Annotated in this window: 18 protein-coding genes and 1 tRNA gene; 9 read left to right on the forward strand and 10 right to left on the reverse strand. The window is 59.2% G+C overall.

Translation table 11 applies throughout. The features are described from left to right. The first annotated feature begins 78 nt into the window (after positions 1–78). The gene (locus ACZ5FP_RS12355; protein ID WP_464660457.1) at positions 79–1278 is read left to right on the forward strand and encodes a UbiH/UbiF family hydroxylase; all 1200 of its coding nucleotides are present in this window, start codon (positions 79–81) and stop codon (positions 1276–1278) included. Here the strand turns inward: ACZ5FP_RS12355 and ACZ5FP_RS12360 are convergent. From ACZ5FP_RS12360 to ACZ5FP_RS12370, 3 genes are all read right to left on the reverse strand, one after another. After that, positions 1275–2621, reverse strand: coding sequence for an Nramp family divalent metal transporter (locus tag ACZ5FP_RS12360; protein WP_403174550.1), 1347 nt, complete (start codon positions 2619–2621; stop codon positions 1275–1277). The two genes, ACZ5FP_RS12355 and ACZ5FP_RS12360, sit on opposite strands and share 4 nt — an antisense overlap. Before the next feature lie 340 nt (positions 2622–2961). Beyond that, positions 2962–3603: a class I SAM-dependent methyltransferase gene (locus ACZ5FP_RS12365; protein ID WP_464660460.1), complete on the reverse strand. Its 642-nt coding sequence runs from the start codon at positions 3601–3603 to the stop codon at positions 2962–2964. A 59-nt stretch (positions 3604–3662) separates the two neighbouring features. Further along, the gene (locus ACZ5FP_RS12370; protein ID WP_464660462.1) at positions 3663–4607 is read right to left on the reverse strand and encodes an AEC family transporter; all 945 of its coding nucleotides are present in this window, start codon (positions 4605–4607) and stop codon (positions 3663–3665) included. Positions 4608–4710: 103 nt separating this feature from the next. Between ACZ5FP_RS12370 and hspQ the strand changes: the two genes are divergently transcribed. Continuing rightward, positions 4711–5049, forward strand: a complete 339-nt coding sequence (gene hspQ, locus ACZ5FP_RS12375) for a heat shock protein HspQ (protein ID WP_165401825.1) — start codon at positions 4711–4713, stop codon at positions 5047–5049. Positions 5050–5107: 58 nt separating this feature from the next. Here hspQ and ACZ5FP_RS12380 read toward each other — a convergent pair whose 3' ends face one another. Beyond that, entirely contained in the window at positions 5108–5728 is a 621-nt protein-coding gene (locus ACZ5FP_RS12380) for an invasion associated locus B family protein (RefSeq protein WP_223613314.1), read from the reverse strand. A 579-nt stretch (positions 5729–6307) separates the two neighbouring features. On the opposite strand from ACZ5FP_RS12380, the gene ACZ5FP_RS12385 reads away from it, so the two are divergent. Beyond that, positions 6308–8086 (forward strand): extracellular solute-binding protein, encoded by a 1779-nt coding sequence (locus tag ACZ5FP_RS12385; RefSeq protein ID WP_464663259.1) that lies wholly within the window; start codon positions 6308–6310, stop codon positions 8084–8086. Positions 8087–8096: 10 nt separating this feature from the next. Further along, entirely contained in the window at positions 8097–8762 is a 666-nt protein-coding gene (locus ACZ5FP_RS12390; protein WP_105733124.1) for a DsbA family oxidoreductase, read from the forward strand. A 26-nt stretch (positions 8763–8788) separates the two neighbouring features. Here the strand turns inward: ACZ5FP_RS12390 and mfd are convergent, their stop codons facing one another. Both mfd and ACZ5FP_RS12400 read right to left on the reverse strand, forming a co-directional pair. Further along, entirely contained in the window at positions 8789–12286 is a 3498-nt protein-coding gene (gene mfd / locus ACZ5FP_RS12395; RefSeq protein WP_464660465.1) for a transcription-repair coupling factor, read from the reverse strand. A 6-nt stretch (positions 12287–12292) separates the two neighbouring features. Further along, positions 12293–12580, reverse strand: coding sequence for an FAD assembly factor SdhE (locus tag ACZ5FP_RS12400; RefSeq protein ID WP_105732742.1), 288 nt, complete (start codon positions 12578–12580; stop codon positions 12293–12295). A 130-nt stretch (positions 12581–12710) separates the two neighbouring features. Here ACZ5FP_RS12400 and recG point away from each other — a divergent pair, with 130 nt between their 5' ends. After that, positions 12711–14819 carry an ATP-dependent DNA helicase RecG gene (recG, locus tag ACZ5FP_RS12405; RefSeq protein ID WP_464660467.1) on the forward strand — a complete coding sequence of 703 codons (2109 nt, stop codon included), beginning with the start codon at positions 12711–12713 and terminating at the stop codon, positions 14817–14819. A gap of 1 nt (position 14820) precedes the next feature. Here recG and glmS read toward each other — a convergent pair whose 3' ends face one another. From glmS to ACZ5FP_RS12420, 3 genes are all read right to left on the reverse strand, one after another. Beyond that, complete coding sequence (gene glmS / locus ACZ5FP_RS12410) at positions 14821–16644, reverse strand: glutamine--fructose-6-phosphate transaminase (isomerizing) (RefSeq protein ID WP_464660469.1); 1824 nt, start codon at positions 16642–16644, stop codon at positions 14821–14823. A 106-nt stretch (positions 16645–16750) separates the two neighbouring features. Continuing rightward, a complete protein-coding gene (glmU, locus tag ACZ5FP_RS12415) occupies positions 16751–18115 on the reverse strand; it encodes a bifunctional UDP-N-acetylglucosamine diphosphorylase/glucosamine-1-phosphate N-acetyltransferase GlmU (RefSeq protein WP_464660471.1) in 1365 nt (454 codons plus the stop codon). Positions 18116–18208: 93 nt separating this feature from the next. Next, a complete protein-coding gene (locus ACZ5FP_RS12420) occupies positions 18209–18955 on the reverse strand; it encodes a cytochrome c biogenesis CcdA family protein (RefSeq protein WP_105732738.1) in 747 nt (248 codons plus the stop codon). A 291-nt stretch (positions 18956–19246) separates the two neighbouring features. Here ACZ5FP_RS12420 and ACZ5FP_RS12425 point away from each other — a divergent pair. The 4 genes from ACZ5FP_RS12425 to ACZ5FP_RS12440 all read left to right on the forward strand — a co-directional run bounded on the left by ACZ5FP_RS12425 (position 19247) and on the right by ACZ5FP_RS12440 (position 21311). Then, positions 19247–19322 (forward strand) — tRNA-Lys (locus tag ACZ5FP_RS12425). 147 nt (positions 19323–19469) lie between these two features. Further along, complete coding sequence (locus ACZ5FP_RS12430; protein WP_223613308.1) at positions 19470–19940, forward strand: hypothetical protein; 471 nt, start codon at positions 19470–19472, stop codon at positions 19938–19940. Positions 19941–20119: 179 nt separating this feature from the next. After that, positions 20120–20581, forward strand: a complete 462-nt coding sequence (locus tag ACZ5FP_RS12435; RefSeq protein ID WP_464660474.1) for an N-acetyltransferase family protein — start codon at positions 20120–20122, stop codon at positions 20579–20581. Between the two features lie 238 nt (positions 20582–20819). Continuing rightward, positions 20820–21311, forward strand: a complete 492-nt coding sequence (locus ACZ5FP_RS12440; RefSeq protein ID WP_223613306.1) for a histidine kinase — start codon at positions 20820–20822, stop codon at positions 21309–21311. A gap of 35 nt (positions 21312–21346) precedes the next feature. Here the strand turns inward: ACZ5FP_RS12440 and ACZ5FP_RS12445 are convergent, their stop codons facing one another. Further along, positions 21347–22198: a LysR family transcriptional regulator gene (locus tag ACZ5FP_RS12445; protein WP_464660476.1), complete on the reverse strand. Its 852-nt coding sequence runs from the start codon at positions 22196–22198 to the stop codon at positions 21347–21349. Positions 22199–22226: the final 28 nt, after the last annotated feature.

The raw sequence follows: 22226 nt of genomic DNA on the forward strand, positions 1-22226 counted from the left end.
GAAAACGACCCAAAGCGCAAGCAATGTTCCTGATATAAACTGTTGAAAGCCAAAACGGCTTGGAAGCGGAGACAGATGATGACCAGCACCCGAACGGATCCCATTGTTGTCGCAGGAACCGGTCATGTCGGCCTGATTGCCGCCATTGCCCTTGGTCAGCACCTTGAAAACGTCGTCAGTCTCGGCGTTATCCCCACCGGCACGGACAAGCGCACGACGGCTCTGATGATGCCCGCCATCCGTTTTCTCCAGCGTATCGGTCTCTGGGACAGCATTGCGCCACATGCCGCGCCCATCGGATCCATGCGCATTCTCGATGGCACCAACCGGCTGGTCAGAAGCCCTGTGGTGACATTCGAAGCCTCCGAGATCGACGAAGACGCCTTTGGCTACAACATTCCCAATGCCGCGCTCACCAAAACGCTCAGCAATGCGCTGAAGCAATCGCCGGTCCGCCATGTCGCCGCGTCGGCAACCCACTATCATCCGGTGGACAATGCCATGGCGGTCGAAGCCAGTGATGGTTCGGTGTTCACGGCCAACATCGTTATTGCCGCCGATGGCCGCTCGTCCCTGGCCCGGGAAGCAGCCGGTATCTCGGCGCGCACCTGGCAGTACAATCAGACTGCGGTGGTGCTCAGCTTCAGCCACACGCGCGATCATCATGATATTTCAACGGAATTTCACACCGAGCATGGCCCGTTCACGCAGGTGCCACTTGCTGGGAAACGGTCAAGCCTCGTCTGGGTGACGACACCCGCCCATGCGGCGGAACTTCTGGACCTGAACGCGGAACAACTGGCGGTCCGCGTCGAGGAGCGCATGCAGTCCATGCTCGGCGCCGTCACCATCGATGTCGAAGCACAGGCCTGGCCGCTGTCCGGCCTCGTCCCGAACGCCTTTGCCCGCAACCGCGTGTTTCTGGCGGGCGAATCGGCGCATGTGTTTCCGCCCATCGGGGCGCAGGGACTGAATCTCGGCGTCCGGGACGTGGAAACACTGCTTGATACCCTGCCCGCCGATGGCAGCGATCTTGGCGCTGCGCCGGTTGTTTCAGCGTATAACCGCAAGCGCAGCCCGGATATCCTCGCCCGCACCGGCGCGGTCGATGCGCTGAACCGGTCATTGCTGTCGGATTTCCTGCCCGTGCAGATGGTGCGCAGCGGCGGCCTGGAACTGCTCCGCACCTTCTCGCCGCTGCGCAGTTTTCTCATGCGTGAGGGTCTGCGCCCCGGCAGCGGCTTTCGCTGGCCGCGCCGGGAAGGAAAGCGCGCCTAAACGAGGACAAAGTCCAGCAGCAGCTTGATGTTCAGCACGGCAATCACCACCGCAATGATCATGGCAAGCACCGTGAGCCATTTCGGCGAGACCAGCACACCCATTTTGGTCTTGCTGGCGGTGAACATGACCAGCGGGAATACGGCAAAGGAAAGCTGAAGGCTGAGCACGACCTGTGTCAGGATCAAAAGCTTGGCCGTTCCACTGTCGCCGTACCAGACGGTCACCGCGCCCGCTGGAACAATGGCAATGGCACGGGTGATCAACCGGCGCAGCCAGGGCGCCAGCCTGATTTTCAAAAAGCCTTCCATCACGATCTGTCCGGCCAGCGTCGCCGTCACCGTCGAGTTGATGCCGCAGCACAGCAAGGCGATACCGAACAGGGTTGGGGCGAAACCCCAGCCGAGGAGCGGCGCGAGCAGCGAATGCGCCTCGCCGAGTTCCGCCACTTCGGTCCGCCCCGTCTTGTTGAAGGTCGCGGCGGCAAGGATCAGGATCGCCGCATTGATGACCAGGGCAAAGGTCAGCGCAATGGTGGAGTCCCACGTGGCATACTTCAGCGCCTGACGCTTTTCCGGCGTGGTGTGGCCGTAATCGCGCGTCTGGATGATGCCGGAGTGCAGATAGAGATTGTGCGGCATCACCGTCGCGCCGAGAATGCCAAGCGCGAGATAGAGCATTTCCGGGTTGGTGACGATTTCCGTTGTCGGGGCAAATCCCTTGATCACGGCGGCCCAATCGGGATCCGCGAGGAAAATCTGGATGCCGAAGCACAGCGCAATCACGCCCAGCAGCGTGATGATCAGCGCTTCCACCCAGCGGAAGCCAAGCTTTTGCAGATAGAGGATCAGAAAGACATCAAGCGCGGTGATGAGGACGCCCAGTTCGAGCGGAATGCCGAAAATCAGGTTGAGACCGATCGCAGTGCCGATGACTTCAGCAATGTCCGTGGCAATGATGGCAAGCTCCGCCATGAACCAGAGCGTATAGGCAACCGGCCGTGGAAAGGCATCGCGGCATGCCTGCGCCAGGTCCCTGCCCGATCCGATCGCCAGACGCGCGCAAAGCGCCTGCAGGACCACGGCCATGATGTTGGAGACCAACGCGACGACAAGCAGCGTGTAGCCGAACTTCGAGCCGCCAGCGAGCGATGTCGCCCAGTTTCCCGGATCCATGTAGCCCACGGCAACCAGATAGCCCGGTCCCACAAAGGCTGCGGCCCTGCGCCAACCCGGTCCCGCTGTCCTGACAGCGACCGAGCGATGCACATCCGAAAGCGATGCATCACCCCGTTCGCGCCGCCAGCCTTCGTCCGTATCGGCTGCCTGCCGCAAGGAATCCATGAAATACCTCTAATCGCAATTGCAAATCATTCGCAATAGTACACAGAAAGCCTTTGCCTACAAGGGCCGGCTTCCTGCGACGAAACAGCCCACATTGGGAGGGAAAGACGCCGTCATGTCCGGGAGCGCTCGAAAAGCCTGCAGCACGTTTTGCGCGTGGTTCGACAAGCTCACCATGAGGGAAAGGGAGGATTGCAGGGAGCCATGTTCTGCAACGTTCACGATTGGCGTGCAGCCCGCACCTCCCTCATGGTGAGCTTGTCGAACCACGCACAATGGTCATGCCTTCATTGTCTGGAAAACACAGGCGCTGCGACAGACAAAACCTGCAGGCATCACCTCAGATCAGTGCAAAAACACCGGCATTCACTTTTGCGTCCGTCACTTGCCCGAAATCCGGCACTGCATATTCCGCAATGAGCCGGAGCCGGTCGTGCGGAAGATGTGCCCGGCCGGGATCGCCGATAAGGACCTTGGCGCCCGCCAGAAGACAGCGATCGAGGAAAAGCAGAACACGCTGCGCGAGATCGGGCGCGTAAAACAGATCGCCAACAGCAACCAGATCGACATCCATTGCCGGGCCAGCCGTCAGATCCGCATGCATCGATATCAACCTGACGCCATTGAGATCGGCATTGAGCTGTTGCGCGGCAATGGCATTCCCGTCTGTTTCGGCGGCGGTCACATGCATCGCACCTGCCTTTGCCGCCGCTATGCCAACTATTCCTGAACCCGATCCAAGATCCAGCACCCGCTGCCCTTTCACGGCCCCCGGCTGATCGAGAAAATAACGGGCGAGCACTGCACCGCCCGCCCAGTGATAGGCCCAGTATGGTGGTTCGGGATCGGGATTGGCATCGGAGGCGATAAGGCGGCGCAAACCGCTCGCCGGCGTGGCGCTGTGAAGCACAATTTCCGGAACTGCCGGGACAGCCATGACAGGCATATGCGCCTGAATGAATTCCGCACGATCTATGGTCAAAAGCGCTCCGGCAACACGGCCACGGCCCGGCCGTTCGCCGGGTGACCTGCAGTTCCTTATCAGGGAATGAGGCCGTGCGTCATCACGTAAAGCCACAGGGTCAGGGTCACGACCGAAAACAGCGTGGTTGCCAGGATGCTGCTCGAAGCCCGTTCGACCCAGACACCGTACTGCTGGGCAATGACGAATACATTGGTTGCCGTCGGCAGCGCCGCCAGCAGCATGGCGGTGTACACCCAGACCGGCGGGAAATCGCCGGCAAGGTGAAGGATGGCGTAGATAAGCAATGGCTGGAAAACCAGCTTGATCGGGACAATCAAATACAATTCCGGCGGCACCCGCTTCAGGGGGCGCAAGGCAAGGGTGACGCCCATGGCAAAGAGCGCGCAGGGTGCGGCGGCCTTGGCCAGCAGATCGATGAGCTTGTCGATGGACGCAGGCGGTTCGAACCCGGCGACCGCAGCGGCGACGCCCAGAATGGTTGCGATGATGAAGGGGTGCAGGAAGATCTTCTTGAGCACACTGACCGCCAGTTCATGCGGGCGGCGCTTGTCTTTGCCGGACAACGCCATCATGAGGGGCGCCATGACGAAATGCAGCGTGTTGTCAAAACAGAAGATCAGGGCAACCGGTACGGCAGCGGGTGCGCCGAAAGCCATGATGGCCAATCCCGGGCCCATGTAGCCGATATTGCCATAGGCGGCGGCGAGCCCCTGAATGGTGCTTTCGTCTATTTTGCGCGTTCTGAAAAAAGCAAAGCCGAACATCACCAGAAAAACACAAAGTGTTGATGCGGTGCAGCCAATAATAAAGGCCCACTGAGTCAGCTCAGCGACAGGTGTCTTTGAAAGGATCTGGAAAAACAGTGCCGGCAGCGCCACATAGACAATGAAAACGTTCATCCATCCCAACGCCTCCAGCGGCTGACGACTGATGCGGGCAACCAGGAATCCCAGAAAGATCAGGCCGAAAAATGGGAGAACGAGATTGAAAACGCTGAGCATGACGAGCTTTGACTGTTGGGAACGCGACCGGAAATGGCAGGACGCCATCGATGCTCGCACGATTTGATGGAGACAGGTATGTCTCTGATATCTATAATGAATGATGATGATGAAACAAATACGCCACGCAAAATTTCAGATCGGGCAGGTTGTAAGCCACCGGATATTCGCTTTTCGCGGCGTAATTTTCGATGTCGATCCTGAATTCAACAACACCGAAGAATGGTATCAATCCATTCCCGAAGATATCCGGCCGAGCCGCGACCAGCCCTTTTACCATCTCTTTGCCGAGAACGCTGACAGCGAGTATGTGGCCTATGTCTCCGAGCAGAACCTCGTCGCCGATACATCCGGCGTTCCCCTGCGGCATCCGCAGATCAAGGACATGTTCGACAAGCCGCTAAACGGTGTCTACCGGGTCAAAAGTCCGCATATCAACTGAGAAGCGCCGCAATAAAAAAGGGACGCCAAAGCGTCCCTTTTTCGTGTCGATGGTTCGATCAGTTTCCGGCCTTGGCCTTCGCCTGCTCGGCCTTCATCTTGTCTTCGAATTCCTTCTGGCGCTTCTGGACTTCTTCCTGAAGCGTCTTCTGGCGATCTTCGATTTCCGACTGCTGCAGGCCGGGGCCGTCAAATGCCTGGCTGAAACCGGTCAGCGCAACGGTGATCGGATTTGGCTTGTTCTGGAAGTTGACCGAAGTCAGCGTCAGCTGATTGCCCTTCTTGAAGGCAGCGACGAGTTCATCCGACATGGCGACTTCCGAAATGCAGCGATCCGGGAAGCAGATGGCGAAATCGATCTTCTGCGTCTTGCCGCCATTGATCTGCAGTCCAACGCCTGGACCGATCAGACGGCCGGTCGGCACGGAAACCTGGAAAATCTTGCGATTGACCTTGCCCTTGATTTCGATGAGGTTGACGGCAGTCAGAAGCTGGCCGCTATCGGCGGTCACGATGTTCTGCGTGTTGCAGATGTCGTTTTCTTCCTGCTTGGAGCAAACCTTGAACCAACCCTGCGGCGTTCTCTGCTGCTGGGCTGATGCTGGTACTGCCGCGGCGGCGAGTAATGCAATTGCACCCGCGATGGATGCGGTTGCAGCGAATGTCTTCGGGTTGGACATGGTCAACTGGTTCCTTTCAGCGCACTTATCCGAAGTGTAACTTGATCACTTAGAATTGCTTTCTCTGGATTGGTTACCAAATGAGGCAACAGAGTGACCCTTCGTCTCGAACGCCGTGTTACACTGCATGTTAATGCAAATCCAGACTACTTTTAGGGTCAAGCCCCATTAACATGATCGAAATGGCGCCTGAAACGGCAAGAAGATGCGAGGAGAGACGCGAAGGGCGGGGTCTTTCCCCCGGCCGAGCGGCTCGACACAGCAGCTTGCAGCCGTTTCGGCGTCCGGAGGATATGGTCCACTTGTCCGGCTTCATCGTCGCAAAGGCTTGACAATGAACCACATTGCCTTCGCCTTTGCTCCTTGTAACCGAACAAATGGCCTCATACCATTTCGACCAGATTAATGGGTCTTGACCCTAGCTCTGTTGTCATTTCAGGAAGATGATTACACCCCTTTGGCCGCAGAATCGTCATGAGATGGTAATCTCGTGGGCGAATCAAAGGAAAATCCCGCCAAAGGGACCACAAGGTTGAGACGATGCTGAAGAAAAGTTTCCAGATTCTGGCCCTGCTGACCATGACTTGTTCGATGACAAGCGTGGTTCTTGCCGAGCCAAAACATGGAATCGCCATGCGCGGCGAGCCTGCCCTGCCCGCTGATTACCCCTATTTCCCCTATGTGAATCCCGATGCGCCCAAGGGCGGCTCGATAACCTATGGCGTCGTCGGCACGTTCGACAGTCTCAATCCCTTTCTGATCAAGAGCATGCGCACCTATGCGCGCGGCACGTTCGGCGATGCCGAATTTGGTAATCTGGTCTACGAAACGCTGATGCAGCGCAGCGCCGACGAGCCGTTCACCATGTATGGCTTGCTGGCGGAAAAGGTGGAGACCAACGAAGAACGCACATTCGTTGAATTCACGCTGAATCCGAAAGCCAAATGGTCCGATGGCCAGCCCGTCACGCCGGACGACGTGATCTTCACCTTCAATCTCCTGACGGAGAAAGGGCGCCCGCCCTTCAACACGCGGACGAAACTGATCTCGAAGATCGAACAGGTCGGCGAGCACGGCGTCCGCATCACGTTCAATGATCAGGCCAACCGGGAATTCCCCCTCATTCTCGCGCTGATGCCGGTTTTGCCGAAGCATGCCATCGATGTTGACAATTTTGACCGGTCGCCGCTTGCCATCCCGGTTGGCAGCGGCCCCTACGTGGTGTCACAGGTGCAGCCGGGGCAGCGTATCGTCTTCAAGCGCGATCCCAATTACTGGGCGGCGGATTTGCCGAGCCGGCGCGGCTTCAACAATTACGACGTGATCACGGTCGAATATTTCCGCAATCTGCAGGCGCAGTTCGAAGCGTTCAAGAAGGGTGTTTTTGACGTGTTCATGGAAGGCGACCCGAACAAGTGGGCGTCGTCCTACGGCTTCCCCGCTTTCAATGACGGGCGTGTCGTCAAAAAGACGTTTGAGACCCATTCGCCCGCCAATGTCTATGGGTTTGTCTTCAATACCCGCCGCGACGAGTTCAAGGACAGATATGTCCGCGAGGCACTCGCCCTGATGTTCGATTTCGAGTGGACCAACCGCAACCTCTATGCCGGACGCTATCAGCGCCTGGCCAGCTATTGGCAGGGCTCGGAATTGTCGGCGCTCGGAAAGCCCGCCGATGCAGCCGAACGCGCCATTCTTGCCCCGTACCCCGACGCAGTTCTTCCCGAAGTCATGGATGGCACCTACACGCCGGCCACGACGGACGGCTCGGGCCGCGACCGCAAGGAAATGAAGCGCGCCTACGATCTGCTGGTCAGCCGCGGTTACGCGATCAAGGACGAGCAGATGCTCGATCCGAACGGCAATCCGCTGAGTTTCGAAATTTTGACCCGCTCCGTGGCCGAGGAGCGTCTGGGTATCGCCTACAAACGCACGCTGGAGCGCCTGGGTATCGCGGTCACGATCCGCACGGTCGATGACGCGCAGTATCAGAAACGCCTGCAAACCTTTGATTATGATGTGATTCTTGGCGCCTATTCCGGGTCGCTCTCACCGGGATACGAACAATATGCCCGCTGGGGCAGCCAATCGAAGGACATCGAGGGCAGCTTCAACTATGCCGGCGTTGCCGACCCGGTTGTCGACGCGCTGATTGACAAGATGCTTGCCGTCCACGGCCAGGCGGAGTTTGTCAGCATCGTGCGCGCCCTCGACAGAGTGCTGATCTCCGGCCATTATATGGTGCCAATTTACTACCAGCCCGAGCAATGGATTGCCTATTGGGCGCATCTGCAACACCCGGACAAGACATCTCTCAACGGCTACCAGCTTCAGACGTGGTGGTCTGACAAACGATAGGTTGAACATCATGACCGAAAAGAAATTTACCATCGACGTTGTGTCGGATGTTGTCTGCCCCTGGTGCTTTGTCGGCCGCAAGCGGCTGGAGAGCGCCCTCGCCCTCAATCCCGATCTGGACGTGACGGTCAACTGGCGTCCGTTTCAGCTGGACCCGACGCTGCCGAAACAGGGCAAGGACCGCAACCGCTACATGACGGAGAAATTCGGCAGCTCGGACCGGATTTTTGAAGTGCATCAGCAATTGATTGAGCTCGGCAAGGAAGAAGGCATCGAGTTCGACTTCGAGGCCATCGAGATTGCCCCCAATACACTGGACGCGCACCGCCTGATCCGCTGGGCCTCGCAGGCCGGTCCCGATATCCAGGACAAGATCGTCGGCATTCTCTTTTCCTATTATTTTGAACAGGGAAAGAACATCGGCGACCATCAGGTGCTGATCGAGGCGGCTGAAGAAGGTGGCATGGACAGCGCCATCGTCGCCAGCCTGCTGCCGACCGATGCGGACAGCGTCGGCGTGCGCCAGGAAATCGACACTGCCAACCAGATCGGCGTGCGCGGTGTGCCCTGCTTCATCCTGGATCAGAAATACGCTGTTATGGGCGCACAGTCCGCCGATGCGCTGGCCGATGCCATCCGCCAGACAGCCGACGGTTTCGAACCCCGCCCGACCTGATATGAAGCGCCGGCGGAGGCTGGCCGCTATGCGACGGCCAGTTTCGCCAGCTGGGTCATCACGACGGCCGCGCCATTCAGGCGCTTTTCCGCCGTTGGCCAATCGCGCACGAACACGATGCTCTGGTCCGGGCGGATTTTCGCCATCGAGCCCTGCTCGCCGATCATCTTCACCAATGCCGCCGGATTGCTGAAGGTCTTGTTGCGGAACTGGATGACGATGCCCTTCGGCCCTGCATCGAGCTTGTCGACATTGGCACGGCGGCACAGCGCCTTGATGTAGACGATCTTGAGCAGATGCTGCACTTCATCAGGCAAAGGTCCGAACCGGTCGATAAGCTCGGCGCCAAAGCCGTCGATATCCTGCAGTTCCTCCAGATCGGCGAGACGGCGATACAGCCCCAGCCGCAATTGCAGGTCCGGCACATAGGTTTCCGGAATCATCACCGCCGTACCGACCGCGATCTGCGGCGACCAGTGACCGTCTTCCACCTCGCCCGTCCCCTTGATCTCCGCGACCGCCTCTTCCAGCATCTGCTGATAGAGCTCGAAGCCGACTTCCTTGATATGGCCGGACTGTTCTTCACCGAGCAGATTGCCCGCACCGCGAATATCCATATCGTGGCTCGCCAGCTGGAAACCGGCGCCGAGCGTATCAAGTGACTGCAACACTTTCAGCCGCCGGTCGGCCATCTGCGTCAGCATCTTGTTGGCCGGCAGCGTGAACAGCGCAAAGGCGCGCTGCTTCGACCGGCCGACACGGCCACGCAACTGGTAGAGCTGGGCAAGACCGAACATGTCGGCACGGTGGATGATCAGCGTATTGGCCGTCGGGATATCAAGACCGGATTCAACGATGGTCGTCGACAACAGCACATCATACTGCCCGTCATAGAAGGCGTTCATGATGTCATCGAGCTCACCGGGCGGCATCTGCCCGTGCGCGACGGCAACTTTCAGCTCCGGCACCTGTGAATCCAGAAAATCCTTGATCTCGCTGAGATCCGAAATGCGCGGGCAGACATAGAAGCTCTGACCGCCGCGATAACGCTCGCGCAGCAATGTTTCGCGGATAACCAGCGGATCGAATGGCGAGACGAACGTGCGCACGGCCATGCGGTCGACCGGTGGCGTGGTGATGAGCGACAATTCGCGCACGCCGGTCAGCGCCAGCTGCAATGTGCGCGGGATCGGCGTTGCCGACAGGGTCAGCACGTGGACGTCGGATTTGAGATCCTTCAGCCGTTCCTTGTGCTTGACGCCGAAATGCTGCTCTTCGTCGATGATTAGAAGGCCGAGATTCTTGAACTTGATGCCCTGCCCGAGCAAGGCATGGGTGCCGACGACAATATCGACCTGTCCTTCGGCAATACCCTTCTTGTTCTCGGCCAATTCCTTGGCGCCCACCAGCCGGGATGCCTGCGCCACATTGACCGGCAGTCCCTGAAAGCGCGTCGAAAAGGTCTTGTAGTGCTGGCGCGACAACAGCGTGGTTGGCACCACCACGGCCACCTGAACCCCGTTGAGCGCCGCAACGAAAGCGGCACGCAGGGCCACTTCCGTCTTGCCGAAGCCCACATCGCCGCAGATCAACCGGTCCATCGGCTTGCCAAGCGAAAGATCGTCAATGACGGCTTCAATGGCCCGGTCCTGATCTTCCGTCTCCTCATAAGGGAAACGCGCGGCAAACTCGCCATAAAGCCCATCGGGCGGCGTAAGCACGGGGGCGCCACGCATCTGCCGTTCGGCGGCAATACGGATGAGATGACCGGCAATCTCCAGCAGGCGTTTCTTCAGCTTGGCCTTGCGCGCCTGCCAGGCCCCGCCGCCCAGCTTGTCGAGGACAGCCGTCGAGCTTTCCGAGCCGAACCGGGACAGGAGTTCGATGTTTTCAACCGGCAGGAACAGACGGTCATCGCCCGCATAGTGGATTTCCAGGCAATCATGCGGCGCACCAGCCGCCGTGATCGTCCGCAAGCCGACAAACCGGCCGATGCCATGGTCGACGTGCACGACAATATCGCCCGCATTCAGCGCCGCCACTTCGCTGATGAAATCCTGATCGCGCTTGCGGCGCTTGGACCGGCGAATGAGCCGGTCGCCCAGAATATCCTGTTCGGCGACAACAACGAGATCGCCCGCATCAAAACCCGTTTCCAGCGACAGGATGCCCGCCGTAATCTTGTCGCGCGCCAGCGCCTTGACCGTGCGCAGGTCTTCGACCAGTTCGATCTTTTCCAGCCCATGCTCGTTCAAAACCTGGATGAGCCGGTCGCGCGAACCTTCGCTCCATGCAGCCAGCAGCACTTTTTTGCCGGCTGCCCGCTCATCGGCGATATGCTTGACCACGCTGTCAAACACATTGGTGTCCTTGGCCGTGCGTTCCTCGACAAAGGTGCGCCCGCGATGGGCACCCGCATGGATGACGGAGCGGCCGGTCGCGAACGGCGCATCGAACGGCGAGAAGTCGACCCGCATGCCCGAGGCCACCGCCGCTGCTTCCACCTCTGCCGGTGTCAGATAGAGCGAACCCGGCTCGACGGGCTTGTAGGGCACCGCCTCGCCCGGTTCCGTGCCATCCGACTGCTTCTTGCGCGCCTCATAGTGATCGACCACCATCTTGTGACGTTCAGCCATCGCCTCATGCGCCAGATGGTCGAAGATGACGGGCATGCGGCCCGCATGGTCGAAGACGGTTTCCATGCGCTCGTAGAACAGCGGCAGCCAGTGCTCCATGCCGGCAAAGCGGCGGCCCTCCGATATCGCCTGATACAGCGCGTCATCGCGCGACGGCGCCCCGAATTTCTGCACATAGTGCGAGCGGAACCGGCTGATCGTCTCCGGCGAGAGCGTGATTTCGCTCATCGGCTGCATCGAGAATTCGGTTTTCTGGCTGGATGTGCGCTGCGATGCGGCGTCGAATGTGCGGATGGATTCCAGCGTATCCCCGAAGAAATCCAGCCGCAGCGGCTCTTCGGCGCCGGGCACGAACAGATCGAGAATACCGCCGCGCACGGCATACTCGCCCACATCCCGCACGGTTGAAACGCGCTCAAATCCATTGTTTTCAAGACGTTGAACAAGCGCGTTCATGTCAATTCTGTTGCCGGGCTTCGCGAGAAAGAGCTGTTCGGCCAGGACTTTGCGCGGCGGCAGCTTTTGCAGCACCGCATTGGCGGTCGCCAGGATGACGCCGGGGTGTTTCTGATCGCGCAGCGCCGCGAGGCCGGCCAGCGCCGCCAGGCGCCGCGCCGCCGTGTCCGAACCGGGTGACACGCGGTCATAGGGCAGGCAGTCCCAGGCGGGCAGCTGCAGCACCGGCAGATCGGGCTGAACGAAGCTCAGCACCTGTTCGATGTCGGCGACGCGCTGACCATCGCTGGCGATGAATAGCACAGGACCGCCCGCTCCCGCCTCGGCGACCACCTTGGCAAGCGCAAATGCTTCATATCCGTCGACCACACCATCAATGACGACGTGTCCGTTGATATCCGGTTTCAGTCCGAGTTTGGAAAAGGCATTCATGTCGAATCAGAATTTCATAGCGTTGCGGGAAGCCAGAATCCTGTGAAAGATCGGCGTATTGAATTCTTCCGGAACCTCGGCTTCCCCGGTGACCCATTTCAGCAGGTCGCGGTCGAGCGCTTCCATCAGCGCTTCATACTGATCGAGTTCCGCCTCCGTCAGGCTTTCGATGTGCGCATCGGCAAACTGCCCGAGAATCAGATCCATCTCGCGCATGCCGCGATGCCAGGAACGGAAGAGGATTTTGCGCTGTCTTGGCGGCAGATCAACTGTTGAACGACTGCTTCCGGTCATGGACAGTCTCCCTTGAAATATCGTGAAAAGGCTTCGATGGGCGGGAAGCCAAAGGATTGCGGCTGGGTATAGCGCGCATTGACGCCGCTGTCAGCCTTGCAACACGCTTTGAAGACGTTAAACCTAGGGAATGCGTCCTTCACTGCTCGATCCCCTTTTTGCTTCCGTTCGCTCGCTGCCCGGCATCGGGCCGAAAGTGACTGATCTGCTTGCCACGCTGCTGGGAACGCAGCCACCCGGAACCGAACCGCGCGTCGGCAATCTGGTCTACCTGCCGCCGAACAGCGTCATCGACCGGCGCAATCGTCCCGGTATCGCCCATGCACCGGAAGGCGCCATCGTCACGCTGGAACTGCGTGTCGACCGCCATCAGCCGGCACCAAGCGGGCGAAGCAATGTGCCGCACCGGGTTTTTGCCCACGATGACACGGGAGAAATAGGACTTGTCTTCTTTCACGCCAAAAAGGCATGGCTTGAAAACGCTCTGCCCGTGGGTGAAACGGTCATCGTTTCCGGCCGCATGGAATGGTTCAACGGCCGTCCGACCATGGTTCACCCCGACCATATCGCCAGCATCGCGGATGCAGCGTCGCTGCCGCTGGTCGAACCGGTTTATCCTCTGACGGCCGGCCTGTCGCCCAAGGTCCTGGCACGCGGCATACATGAAGCGCTGGCACGCACACCGGAAATGCCCGAGTGGATCGAAGCGCCCGTGCTGGCAAAACATGACTTTCCCGCGCATCGGCAGGCGCTTGAAACGATTCATCGCCCGCAGGACCCTTCCGATATCGCACTGGATCATCCCGCGCGCCAGCGGCTTGCCTATGACGAGTTTCTCGCCGGTCAGCTGGCTCTCGCGCTTGTGCGCCTGAAAACCCGCCGGCTGTCCGGCCGCAAGCTGGAGGGCGACGGCAGCCTGAAAGCCAGGGTCATCGCTGCTTTGCCCTATGATCTGACGGGCAGCCAGCAGCAGGCGATCAAGGAAATCATCGCTGACCTGCGCCAGCCGGAACGGATGCTCAGACTGCTGCAGGGTGACGTGGGATCCGGCAAAACCATCGTCGGCCTGCTGGCCATGGCGCATGCGGCCGAATCCGGCGGACAATCCGCGCTGATGGTGCCCACGGAAGTTCTGGCCCGGCAGCACTATGCCACCATTGCGCCGCTTGCGGCCAAGGCGGGCCTGCGGACAGCCCTACTGACCGGCCGGGAAAAAGGCCGTGAGCGTGAGGACATTCTTGACGGCCTGCGTTCTGGCGCCATCCACATCGTCATCGGGACGCATGCGCTCTTCCAGGAAAAGGTAAACTACCACGACCTTGTCTTTGTAATCATTGATGAACAACATCGGTTCGGTGTGCATCAACGGCTGCTGCTTCAATCCAAGGGATCCGCACCGGACATGCTGGTCATGACAGCGACGCCCATTCCGCGCACGCTGGTTCTGACGGCCTTTGGCGACATGGACGTGTCGAAACTGACGGAAAAACCCGCCGGACGCCGGCCGATCACCACCGCCATCCTGCCGATGGAGCGCTTGAGCGAACTGGTGGACCGCATGCGCCGCGCCATCACCGACGGCCAGAAAATCTACTGGATTTGCCCGCTAGTCGAGGAATCGGAGCTGGTCGACCTGGTTTCGGCCGAAGAGCGTTTCCAGTCGCTGCAGCCCTTGCTGGGCAATCAGATCGGCCTTGTCCATGGCCGCATGACCGGGCCGGAAAAAGACGCCGCCATGCTGGCCTTCAAGAATGGCGAGACGCGCCTGCTGATTGCAACCACGGTCATCGAAGTCGGTGTGGATGTGCCGGATGCAACGATCATCGTGATCGAGCATGCCGAGCGGTTCGGTCTTGCCCAGCTGCATCAGCTGCGCGGGCGTGTCGGGCGCGGTGACAAGCCATCGACCTGCCTGCTGCTCTATAAGGGCCCGCTCGGCGAAGTGGCAAGGGCGCGCCTGGAAATCATGCGCGAGACGGAAGACGGCTTCCGCATCGCCGAGGAAGACCTGAAGCTGCGCGGCGAAGGCGAATTGCTGGGCACCCGCCAATCCGGCACGCCGGGCTTTCGCCTCGCCAGCATCGAGGCGCATCAGGAGCTTCTCGAAATCGCCAGAAAGGATGCGCGCTATATTCTCGGGCGCGATCCGGAGCTGCAGAGCGCGCGTGGCGAAGCCTTGCGCGTCCTGCTCTATCTCTTCGAGCGCGATGAAGCCGTCCGGCTGCTTCGCGCCGGATGAACTATTCCACCGTGACCGATTTCGCCAGATTGCGCGGCTGATCCACGTCGGTTCCCATGAACACCGCCGTGTAGTAGGCCAGCATCTGGATCGGCAGCGCGTAAATGATCGGCGTGATGATTTCGGGCATATCCGGCAGAATGACCGTATGCATGGTTTTCAGCGTGCTTGCCGCCGCGCCGCGCTCATCGGTGATCAGGATGATCTTGCCGCCGCGCGCCGCCACTTCCTGCATGTTCGATACGGTCTTTTCAAACCAGTGATCATAGGGGGCAATGACGATGACCGGCATGGATTCATCGATCAGCGCGATCGGGCCATGTTTCAACTCGCCCGCCGCATAGCCTTCCGCATGAATGTAGGAAATCTCCTTCAGCTTCAGCGCGCCTTCCAGCGCCAGCGGGAAACTCGTGCCCCGGCCGAGATAAAGCGCATGCTTCACCTGCGAGAGATCGCGGCTGATCGCCTCCATCTGCTGCTCGAGTTTCAGGGCCTGCGTGGCATAGCGCGGAATTTCTGACAGTTCATGCACCAGACGGCGCTCGTCGTCTTCCGAAATGGTTCCGCGCATCTTGCCGGCAATAACGGCAAGTGACGCAAGCACCGACAACTGGCAGGTGAATGCCTTGGTGGAGGCAACGCCGACTTCCGGACCGGCCAAGGTCGGGAAGATGGTGTCGGACTCGCGCGCCATGGTCGATTCCCGCACATTGACCACAGAGCTGATGATCAATCCCTGCTGCTTGCAGTAGCGCAGTGACGCCAACGTATCGGCGGTTTCACCGGACTGGGAGACAAACAGCGCAAGACTGTCCTTGGACAGGGGCATTTCACGATAGCGGAATTCCGAAGCCACATCGATATCGACGGGAAGCCGCGCGATCTGCTCGAACCAGTATTTGCCGATCAGTCCGGCATAATAGGCCGTTCCGCAGGCGGAGGCTGCAATCCGGTCGACCCTGGCAAAATCGACGGGTGCAGCATCGCTGCGGATAATGCCCTTGGAAAAATCGAGATAATTGGCCAGCGTGTGGGAAATCACTTCGGGCTGTTCATGGATTTCCTTTTCCATGAAGTGCCGGTGATTGCCTTTGCTGACGAGGAACGCCGTACCGGCTGATTTTTCGATGCGGCGCTGCACGGTTGCACCGGCCTCGTCATAGATCACCACGCCCTTGCGCGTCAGCACGGCCCAGTCGCCGTCCTCCAGATAGGACAGGCGGTCGGTGAACGGGGCAAGCGCAATGGCATCCGAGCCCAGATACATCTCGCCGTCGCCATAACCGACCGCAAGCGGCGGACCGTTGCGCGCCGCGATCAGCAGGTCGTCTTCGCCCTTGAACATGATGGCAATGGCAAAGGCACCGCGCAGTTGCGGCAAGGTCTGGCGAACGGCTTCAACGGGCGCAAGGCCGCGATCCAGCGCACGTGTCACCAGGTGCGCCACGGTTTCCGTATCGGTTTCGGTCTCGAAGACGTAGCCGTCTTTTTCCAGCATGCTGCGCAGTTCGGCAAAATTCTCGATGATGCCGTTGTGGATGACCGCAAGACGCGGCGTGGTATGCGGGTGCGCATTGCGCACCGTCGGGGCGCCATGCGTGGCCCAGCGGGTGTGGCCGATGCCGATGGTTCCGGAAAGCGGCTGGTCCTTCAGCAGCGTATCGAGATTGACGAGCTTGCCTTCGGCGCGCCGCCGGTCGAGGACACCCTCGTCCAGTGTTGCAACACCGGCGGAATCATAGCCGCGATATTCCAAGCGTTTCAGCGCGTCCACCAGCAAAGGCGCAACCTGCTCGCGTCCGATAATTCCTACAATACCGCACATAAAAAGCTCCGATGGCTCAGGGTCTCGATTTCAACCTGCCTAAAGGGAATATGTCCCGGCAGGAAGTCAAATTCCGTTTCAATGTCTGGCATGAACTGCCAATGCGTTATTCCGCGGCCTTCTTGGCCTTTTTCTGCGCGGCATAGCCTGCGCGCAGCTGAACCGCCCGGCCTTCCTTGTTGACCTGATGCGCCCGGCCAAACGCCAGCGCATCCGCCGGGACATTCTGCGTAATCACGCTGCCCGAAGCGACATAGGCATTGTCGCCCACCGACACCGGCGCGACCAGCGACGTGTTGGAGCCGATAAAAGCACCGACCCCGATCTCCGTCAAAGCCTTGTTGTAGCCGTCGTAGTTGCAGGTGATCGTTCCGGCACCAATATTGGCATCGGCACCGACCGTGGCATCGCCGAGATAGGTCAAATGGCTGACCTTTGCACCCACGCCGATCCTGGTGTTCTTGACCTCGACGAAATTTCCGACCTTGGCATTGGCAGCAAGATCGGCGCCCGGGCGCAGCCGGGCAAACGGGCCGACATTGGCGCCCGGCCCCACCTTCGCCCGTTCCAGATGGGAAAAGGCGTGAATGACGGCGCCGGTCGCCACCGACACCCCCAGACCGAAGACAATATGCGGTTCCAGCACCGCATCGGCTTCAATCAACGTGTCATGCGCAAAAAACACGGTCTCCGGCGCCTGCATGCTGACGCCAGCGAGCATCATTGCCCGCCGCTTGCGGTTCTGCCAGATGGCTTCGGCTTCAGCCAGCTCGACGCGGGTGTTGATGCCGATGACATTGTCGACGGCAATATCGATGGCGACGACGGATTTTCCCAGTGCATTGCCGATTTCAACCACGTCCGTCAGATAATATTCGCCCTTGGCGTTGGCATTGGTGACCTTGTCCAGCAGCTGCAGGGCACTGTCGCCGCGCAAGGCCATCAGGCCGCCATTGCAGAAACCGATTTTTTTCTCGTCTTCGCTGGCATCTTTGTCTTCGCGGATGGCGATCAGCTTGCCGCCCTTTTCGACCAGACGGCCATAACCCGCCGGATTGTCCGGCCGGAAGCCCATGACAACGACGTCGGCACCCCGGGCCAATTTGGCCCGTGCCCGATCCAAGGCTGCAGTTTCAATGAGGGGCGTATCGCCGAACACCACAAGGATATCGTCATAGCCGCGCGCGATTGCATCGCGGGCAGCGAGAACCGCGTGGGCGGTGCCGAGCCGTTCAGTCTGTTCGTGCACTGTGACATGGGAAACCACCGATTGCACCGCGTCACGCACCGCATCGGCGCCACGGCCGACAACCAGAGCGATATCGCTGCCCCCCGCGCTGTGAACCGCCTTTGCCACATGTGCTACGATGGGCAGCCCGGCGATCGGATGAAGCACTTTCGGCAGCGCTGATTTCATGCGCGTGCCCTCACCGGCGGCAAGAATGACCGAGAGGCAGGTACGTGATGTCATTGTCAGAATTCCGGATCCGTTTTGGCTCGACACAGTTTTACGCCCGATCGTGGCATAATCCCGGTTGCCAATGCATGAACAAGTTCCGCTTCTTTAGCCGAGTTGGCCAAGGATGGGAAATGTTTCAAGCAGCCAGAAAGAGAATGTCTGCAATCCGCCGGTCAGGAACAACACGCCGGTGATCACCAGCAGCCCGCCCATCACCTTTTCCACCTTGCCGAGATGCATGCGGAAGCGCGTGAGGAACCGCATGAAGTAGCCGGAAAACAGGGCGGCGATGATAAAGGGAATGCCGAGGCCCAGCGAATAGATGGCAAGCAGCAGCGCCCCGTCGGAAACCGTATCGCGGCCGCCCGCAAGGGCAAGGATCGGCCCGAGAACCGGCCCGATGCAGGGCGTCCAGCCAAAGGCGAAGGCCAGTCCCATGACATAGGCAGCCAGCGGGTTTGCCGGCTTGCCCTTGGTCTGGAACCGCGCTTCGCGCGACAGGAAGGCAAGGCGGAACACGCCGAGGAAATTCAGCCCCATCAGGATGATGACGACACCGGCGGCAATGGCGATCTCCTGCTGCCACATGCGCAGCAGTCCGCCGATCGTCGAGGCGCCCGCCCCCAGCAGCACGAAAACAGTCGAAAACCCGAGAACGAAGCAGAAGGATGAAAGCAACAGCGCCTGCCGCACCGGTGAAACGCGGGCAGCGGGCTGATCGGAACGGAAATCCTCCACGGTCACGCCGGCCATGTAGCAGAGATAAGGCGGTACAAGCGGCAACACGCAGGGAGACAAGAACGACAGCGCACCGGCACCGGCAGCCGTCAGATAGGATACATCAAGCGCCATATGCGCTCCTCGTTTGGCATTTCAATTCTGATGAAAGCTGCCATAGGCCGAATCCCCCACAAATTCCAATCACCTTTTCGCCAGTTCGGCACACGGATGCGCTGTGATTGTCGCCAGCGGCAGCGCCAACCCCGTGTAAAATGCCTCCGATGCCCGGAAAAACCGTGGGCAGGGCAAAAACAGGGCTTAATCTTGCAAAAACAGTGCACAATAGCTGTTGACCAATGCCGATGTCATCCCTATGTTCCGCCGCAATTCCCAAGGGGTAGCGCAAGCGACTTCCCTGCCTGGGAGCGCGTAGCTCAGCCGGTAGAGCAACTGACTTTTAATCAGTAGGTCCGGGGTTCGAACCCCCGCGCGCTCACCATCAGCTCAACCATTCACCTCTGCCAATCGCCAATCGGCCGCCCAAGTGCCCGACAGGGACAGGCGTGGGCCTATACCCGTCGATCAGACCGCAGTAAGATTGGGCCGGAACCGTCAATAAGCGGTGCCGTGGGGACCAAAACAAAAAATGAACGGAAACATCAAGGACAAGAACAGAGCCCTGATCCGGCTCGTCTACGAAAAAACACGCAGCGACGGGCCGCAATCAATGGCCCCATTGCTTGACAGTGATTTCGTGGCCCGCATCGGCGACAGCGTGCCATGGGGCGGCGTTTACACCGGCCCGGAACACTATCTGAGCACGTGCGTGCGCCAGTATTCGCTCTACCTCGAACCGACATCCGTCGTCTATGAAACCCTGAATTGCCAGGATGACGAAGTACACGCACTCGTTCATCTCAAGATGCATGAAGGCGATGCGACGGTGCCCTTTCTCCACACCTGGACGATTCGCGGTGAAAAGCTCATCCATCTCAATTCCGTCTGCCTGCAGCCGGCTCTCCTGTCCGGCTCCCTCCTGTCGATCCGCAGAAGGCGGCCAAAACGTCTGAAACTCTACGAACGCCTGATGACGATCAAGCGGCGTCAGAATATATGAGGGCGAGAACCGGCTGTTCCGGCACAAGATCAATAAAACCATCGCCGGCGCGCGCGCCTGCCCCGCGCGCCGGCAACACCAAAAATATCTGAAATACCCATTGTCCCCGGGCCGTTTCGTGTTTTAGCTTCCTTTCGGCCGACCGCCCCACACTTTCCCCGAGAATGCAGGATGAACACATGACCAACGATCTTCTCGTTCGCCCCGTCACCCGTCAGGATTATGACCAGTGGCTGCCGCTTTGGGATGGTTACAATGCGTTTTACGGACGGTCGGGCCCGACAGCGTTGGCGGCGGACATCACCCGCACAACCTGGGAACGATTCTTCGATGCCTATGAGCCGGTCAATGCCCTTGTTGCGGAGAGCGGCGGACAGCTTCTGGGGCTGACGCACTACCTCTTCCACCGCAGCACCATTTCGATTGCGCCAAACTGCTATCTGCAAGACCTGTTCACCAACGAGGCGGCACGGGGAAAGGGCGTCGGCAGAGCCCTGATCAACGGCGTTTACGAACGGGCGCAGCTTGCGGGGTCCCCTCGCGTTTATTGGCTCACCCACGAGACCAATCACACCGCCATGGAGCTCTACAACAAAGTGGCGGATCATTCCGGCTTTGTAGTTTATCGAAAGATGTTTTGAAGGCGCCACTCCTGCTAAAGGTCAATATTCAACCTCAGGGGTGATATTCAACATACTCAGAAATAAAAAATTCTGTTCTTGGTGAAAATTACCACGAATTACTATTGTTATTGTTCATATATGTGCAATAACTTACCGATATACTTCTGATATATCCAGAAAACCTGAAAGAAAAAACGCGAATTGGGAATAGTCCGCAATTCGTGATGCTCTGCGTTACAACCCAAGGGGAATTCATATGAAGAAAATTTTGCTGGCGACCATGATCGCACTGGCGCCTGCCGCGGCGCCCGCCGCGACCCTCACCTTTCCGAGCGAGGCGCCGGTCGCGTCGATCACCATCCCGAATAGCTGGGGACCCAAGGAAACCGAAGGTGGGATCGACGCCACATCCGATGATTCGGCCATCTATCTCTCCGTCGATGTGGCCGATGCCAAAACATCCGACAAGGTGATCAGTGACGCCATCGATTTTCTGACGGAAAACGGCGTGAAGATCGATGACTCCACCAAGAAGACCTCAACGGACCAGATCAACGGAATGGACATGACCAATCTGGACTGGAGCGGCACGGACAAGGAAGGTGCCGTGAACATCGGACTGTCATTTGCCGCGCCCACACCGGACAAGCTCCTTGTCATCACCTATTGGGGTTCCAAGGGCACACAGGAAAAACACGCGCCCGAACTGCTGGCAATCATCGGTTCGCTCAAGCCGGCCGCGAAATAACATATCCCAAAACGGGAGTGTCCTGACTGCGGGAGTCAGGACACCAGTTTTCCCCGGAGAAACACTCCGAGTTCCCGCACGATGTTGGATGGGTCCTTGCCGACAAACAGTCCGAAATCGGCACTTGGCGCCTCCGGCAGGTTGCGGCCGCTGTCAATCGTTTCGCAATCAGCTGGTATGCTTTCCGGCAGCATGAGACTGTAGCCAAGTCCGGCACGCAAGGCGCCGATGAGAGCACCATAGCTCGAGACCCGGCACGCCACGGACCATGCGACCCCGGCGCTGGCAAACGCCACTGTTGTCTTGTCCTGCCAGGTACAGGAACCTTCGAAGACGATGAGGGGGATGGGATCGCCCTCACCGACATCGATCAAACGGCTGCCGCTCCAGACCAGTTGCCGCGACCAGTGAAAAAACGGCGCAAACGAAAAGCGCGATGGATCGGCAACAACAATATCCAGCTTCCCCGACTGGAGACCTTGGCTGAGCTCGCCGCTGTGCGCCGTGACGAGATCAAGTTTCACCTGCGGAAATCTTTTGCGAAATTCCGCCAGCAGAATGGGCAATCGTGTAACGACAAGATCTTCAATCAGCCCGAGCCTCACCCGCCCGACCAGCTGGCGTCCCTCGATCTGCTGACGTGCATCTTCGCCAAGCGCAATGAGCTTGCGGGCGTAAGCGACGAGAATTTCGCCTGAATCGGTCAGTGACACACCGCGCGACGAACGCTTGAGAAGCTGCGTGCCGAGATCCGCCTCCAGCCGTTTGAGCTGCATGCTGACTGCCGCCTGCGTGCGCGCCAGTTTCTCCGCTGCACCGCTGACGGTACCCGTTTCGGCAACCACGAGCAGCGCTCGCAACAGGTGCGGATCAAGATTCATGTCCATCAAGAAACCTTATATCGATATAAGTAAT

This window comes from Phyllobacterium sp. T2-21 (assembly GCF_055378485.1).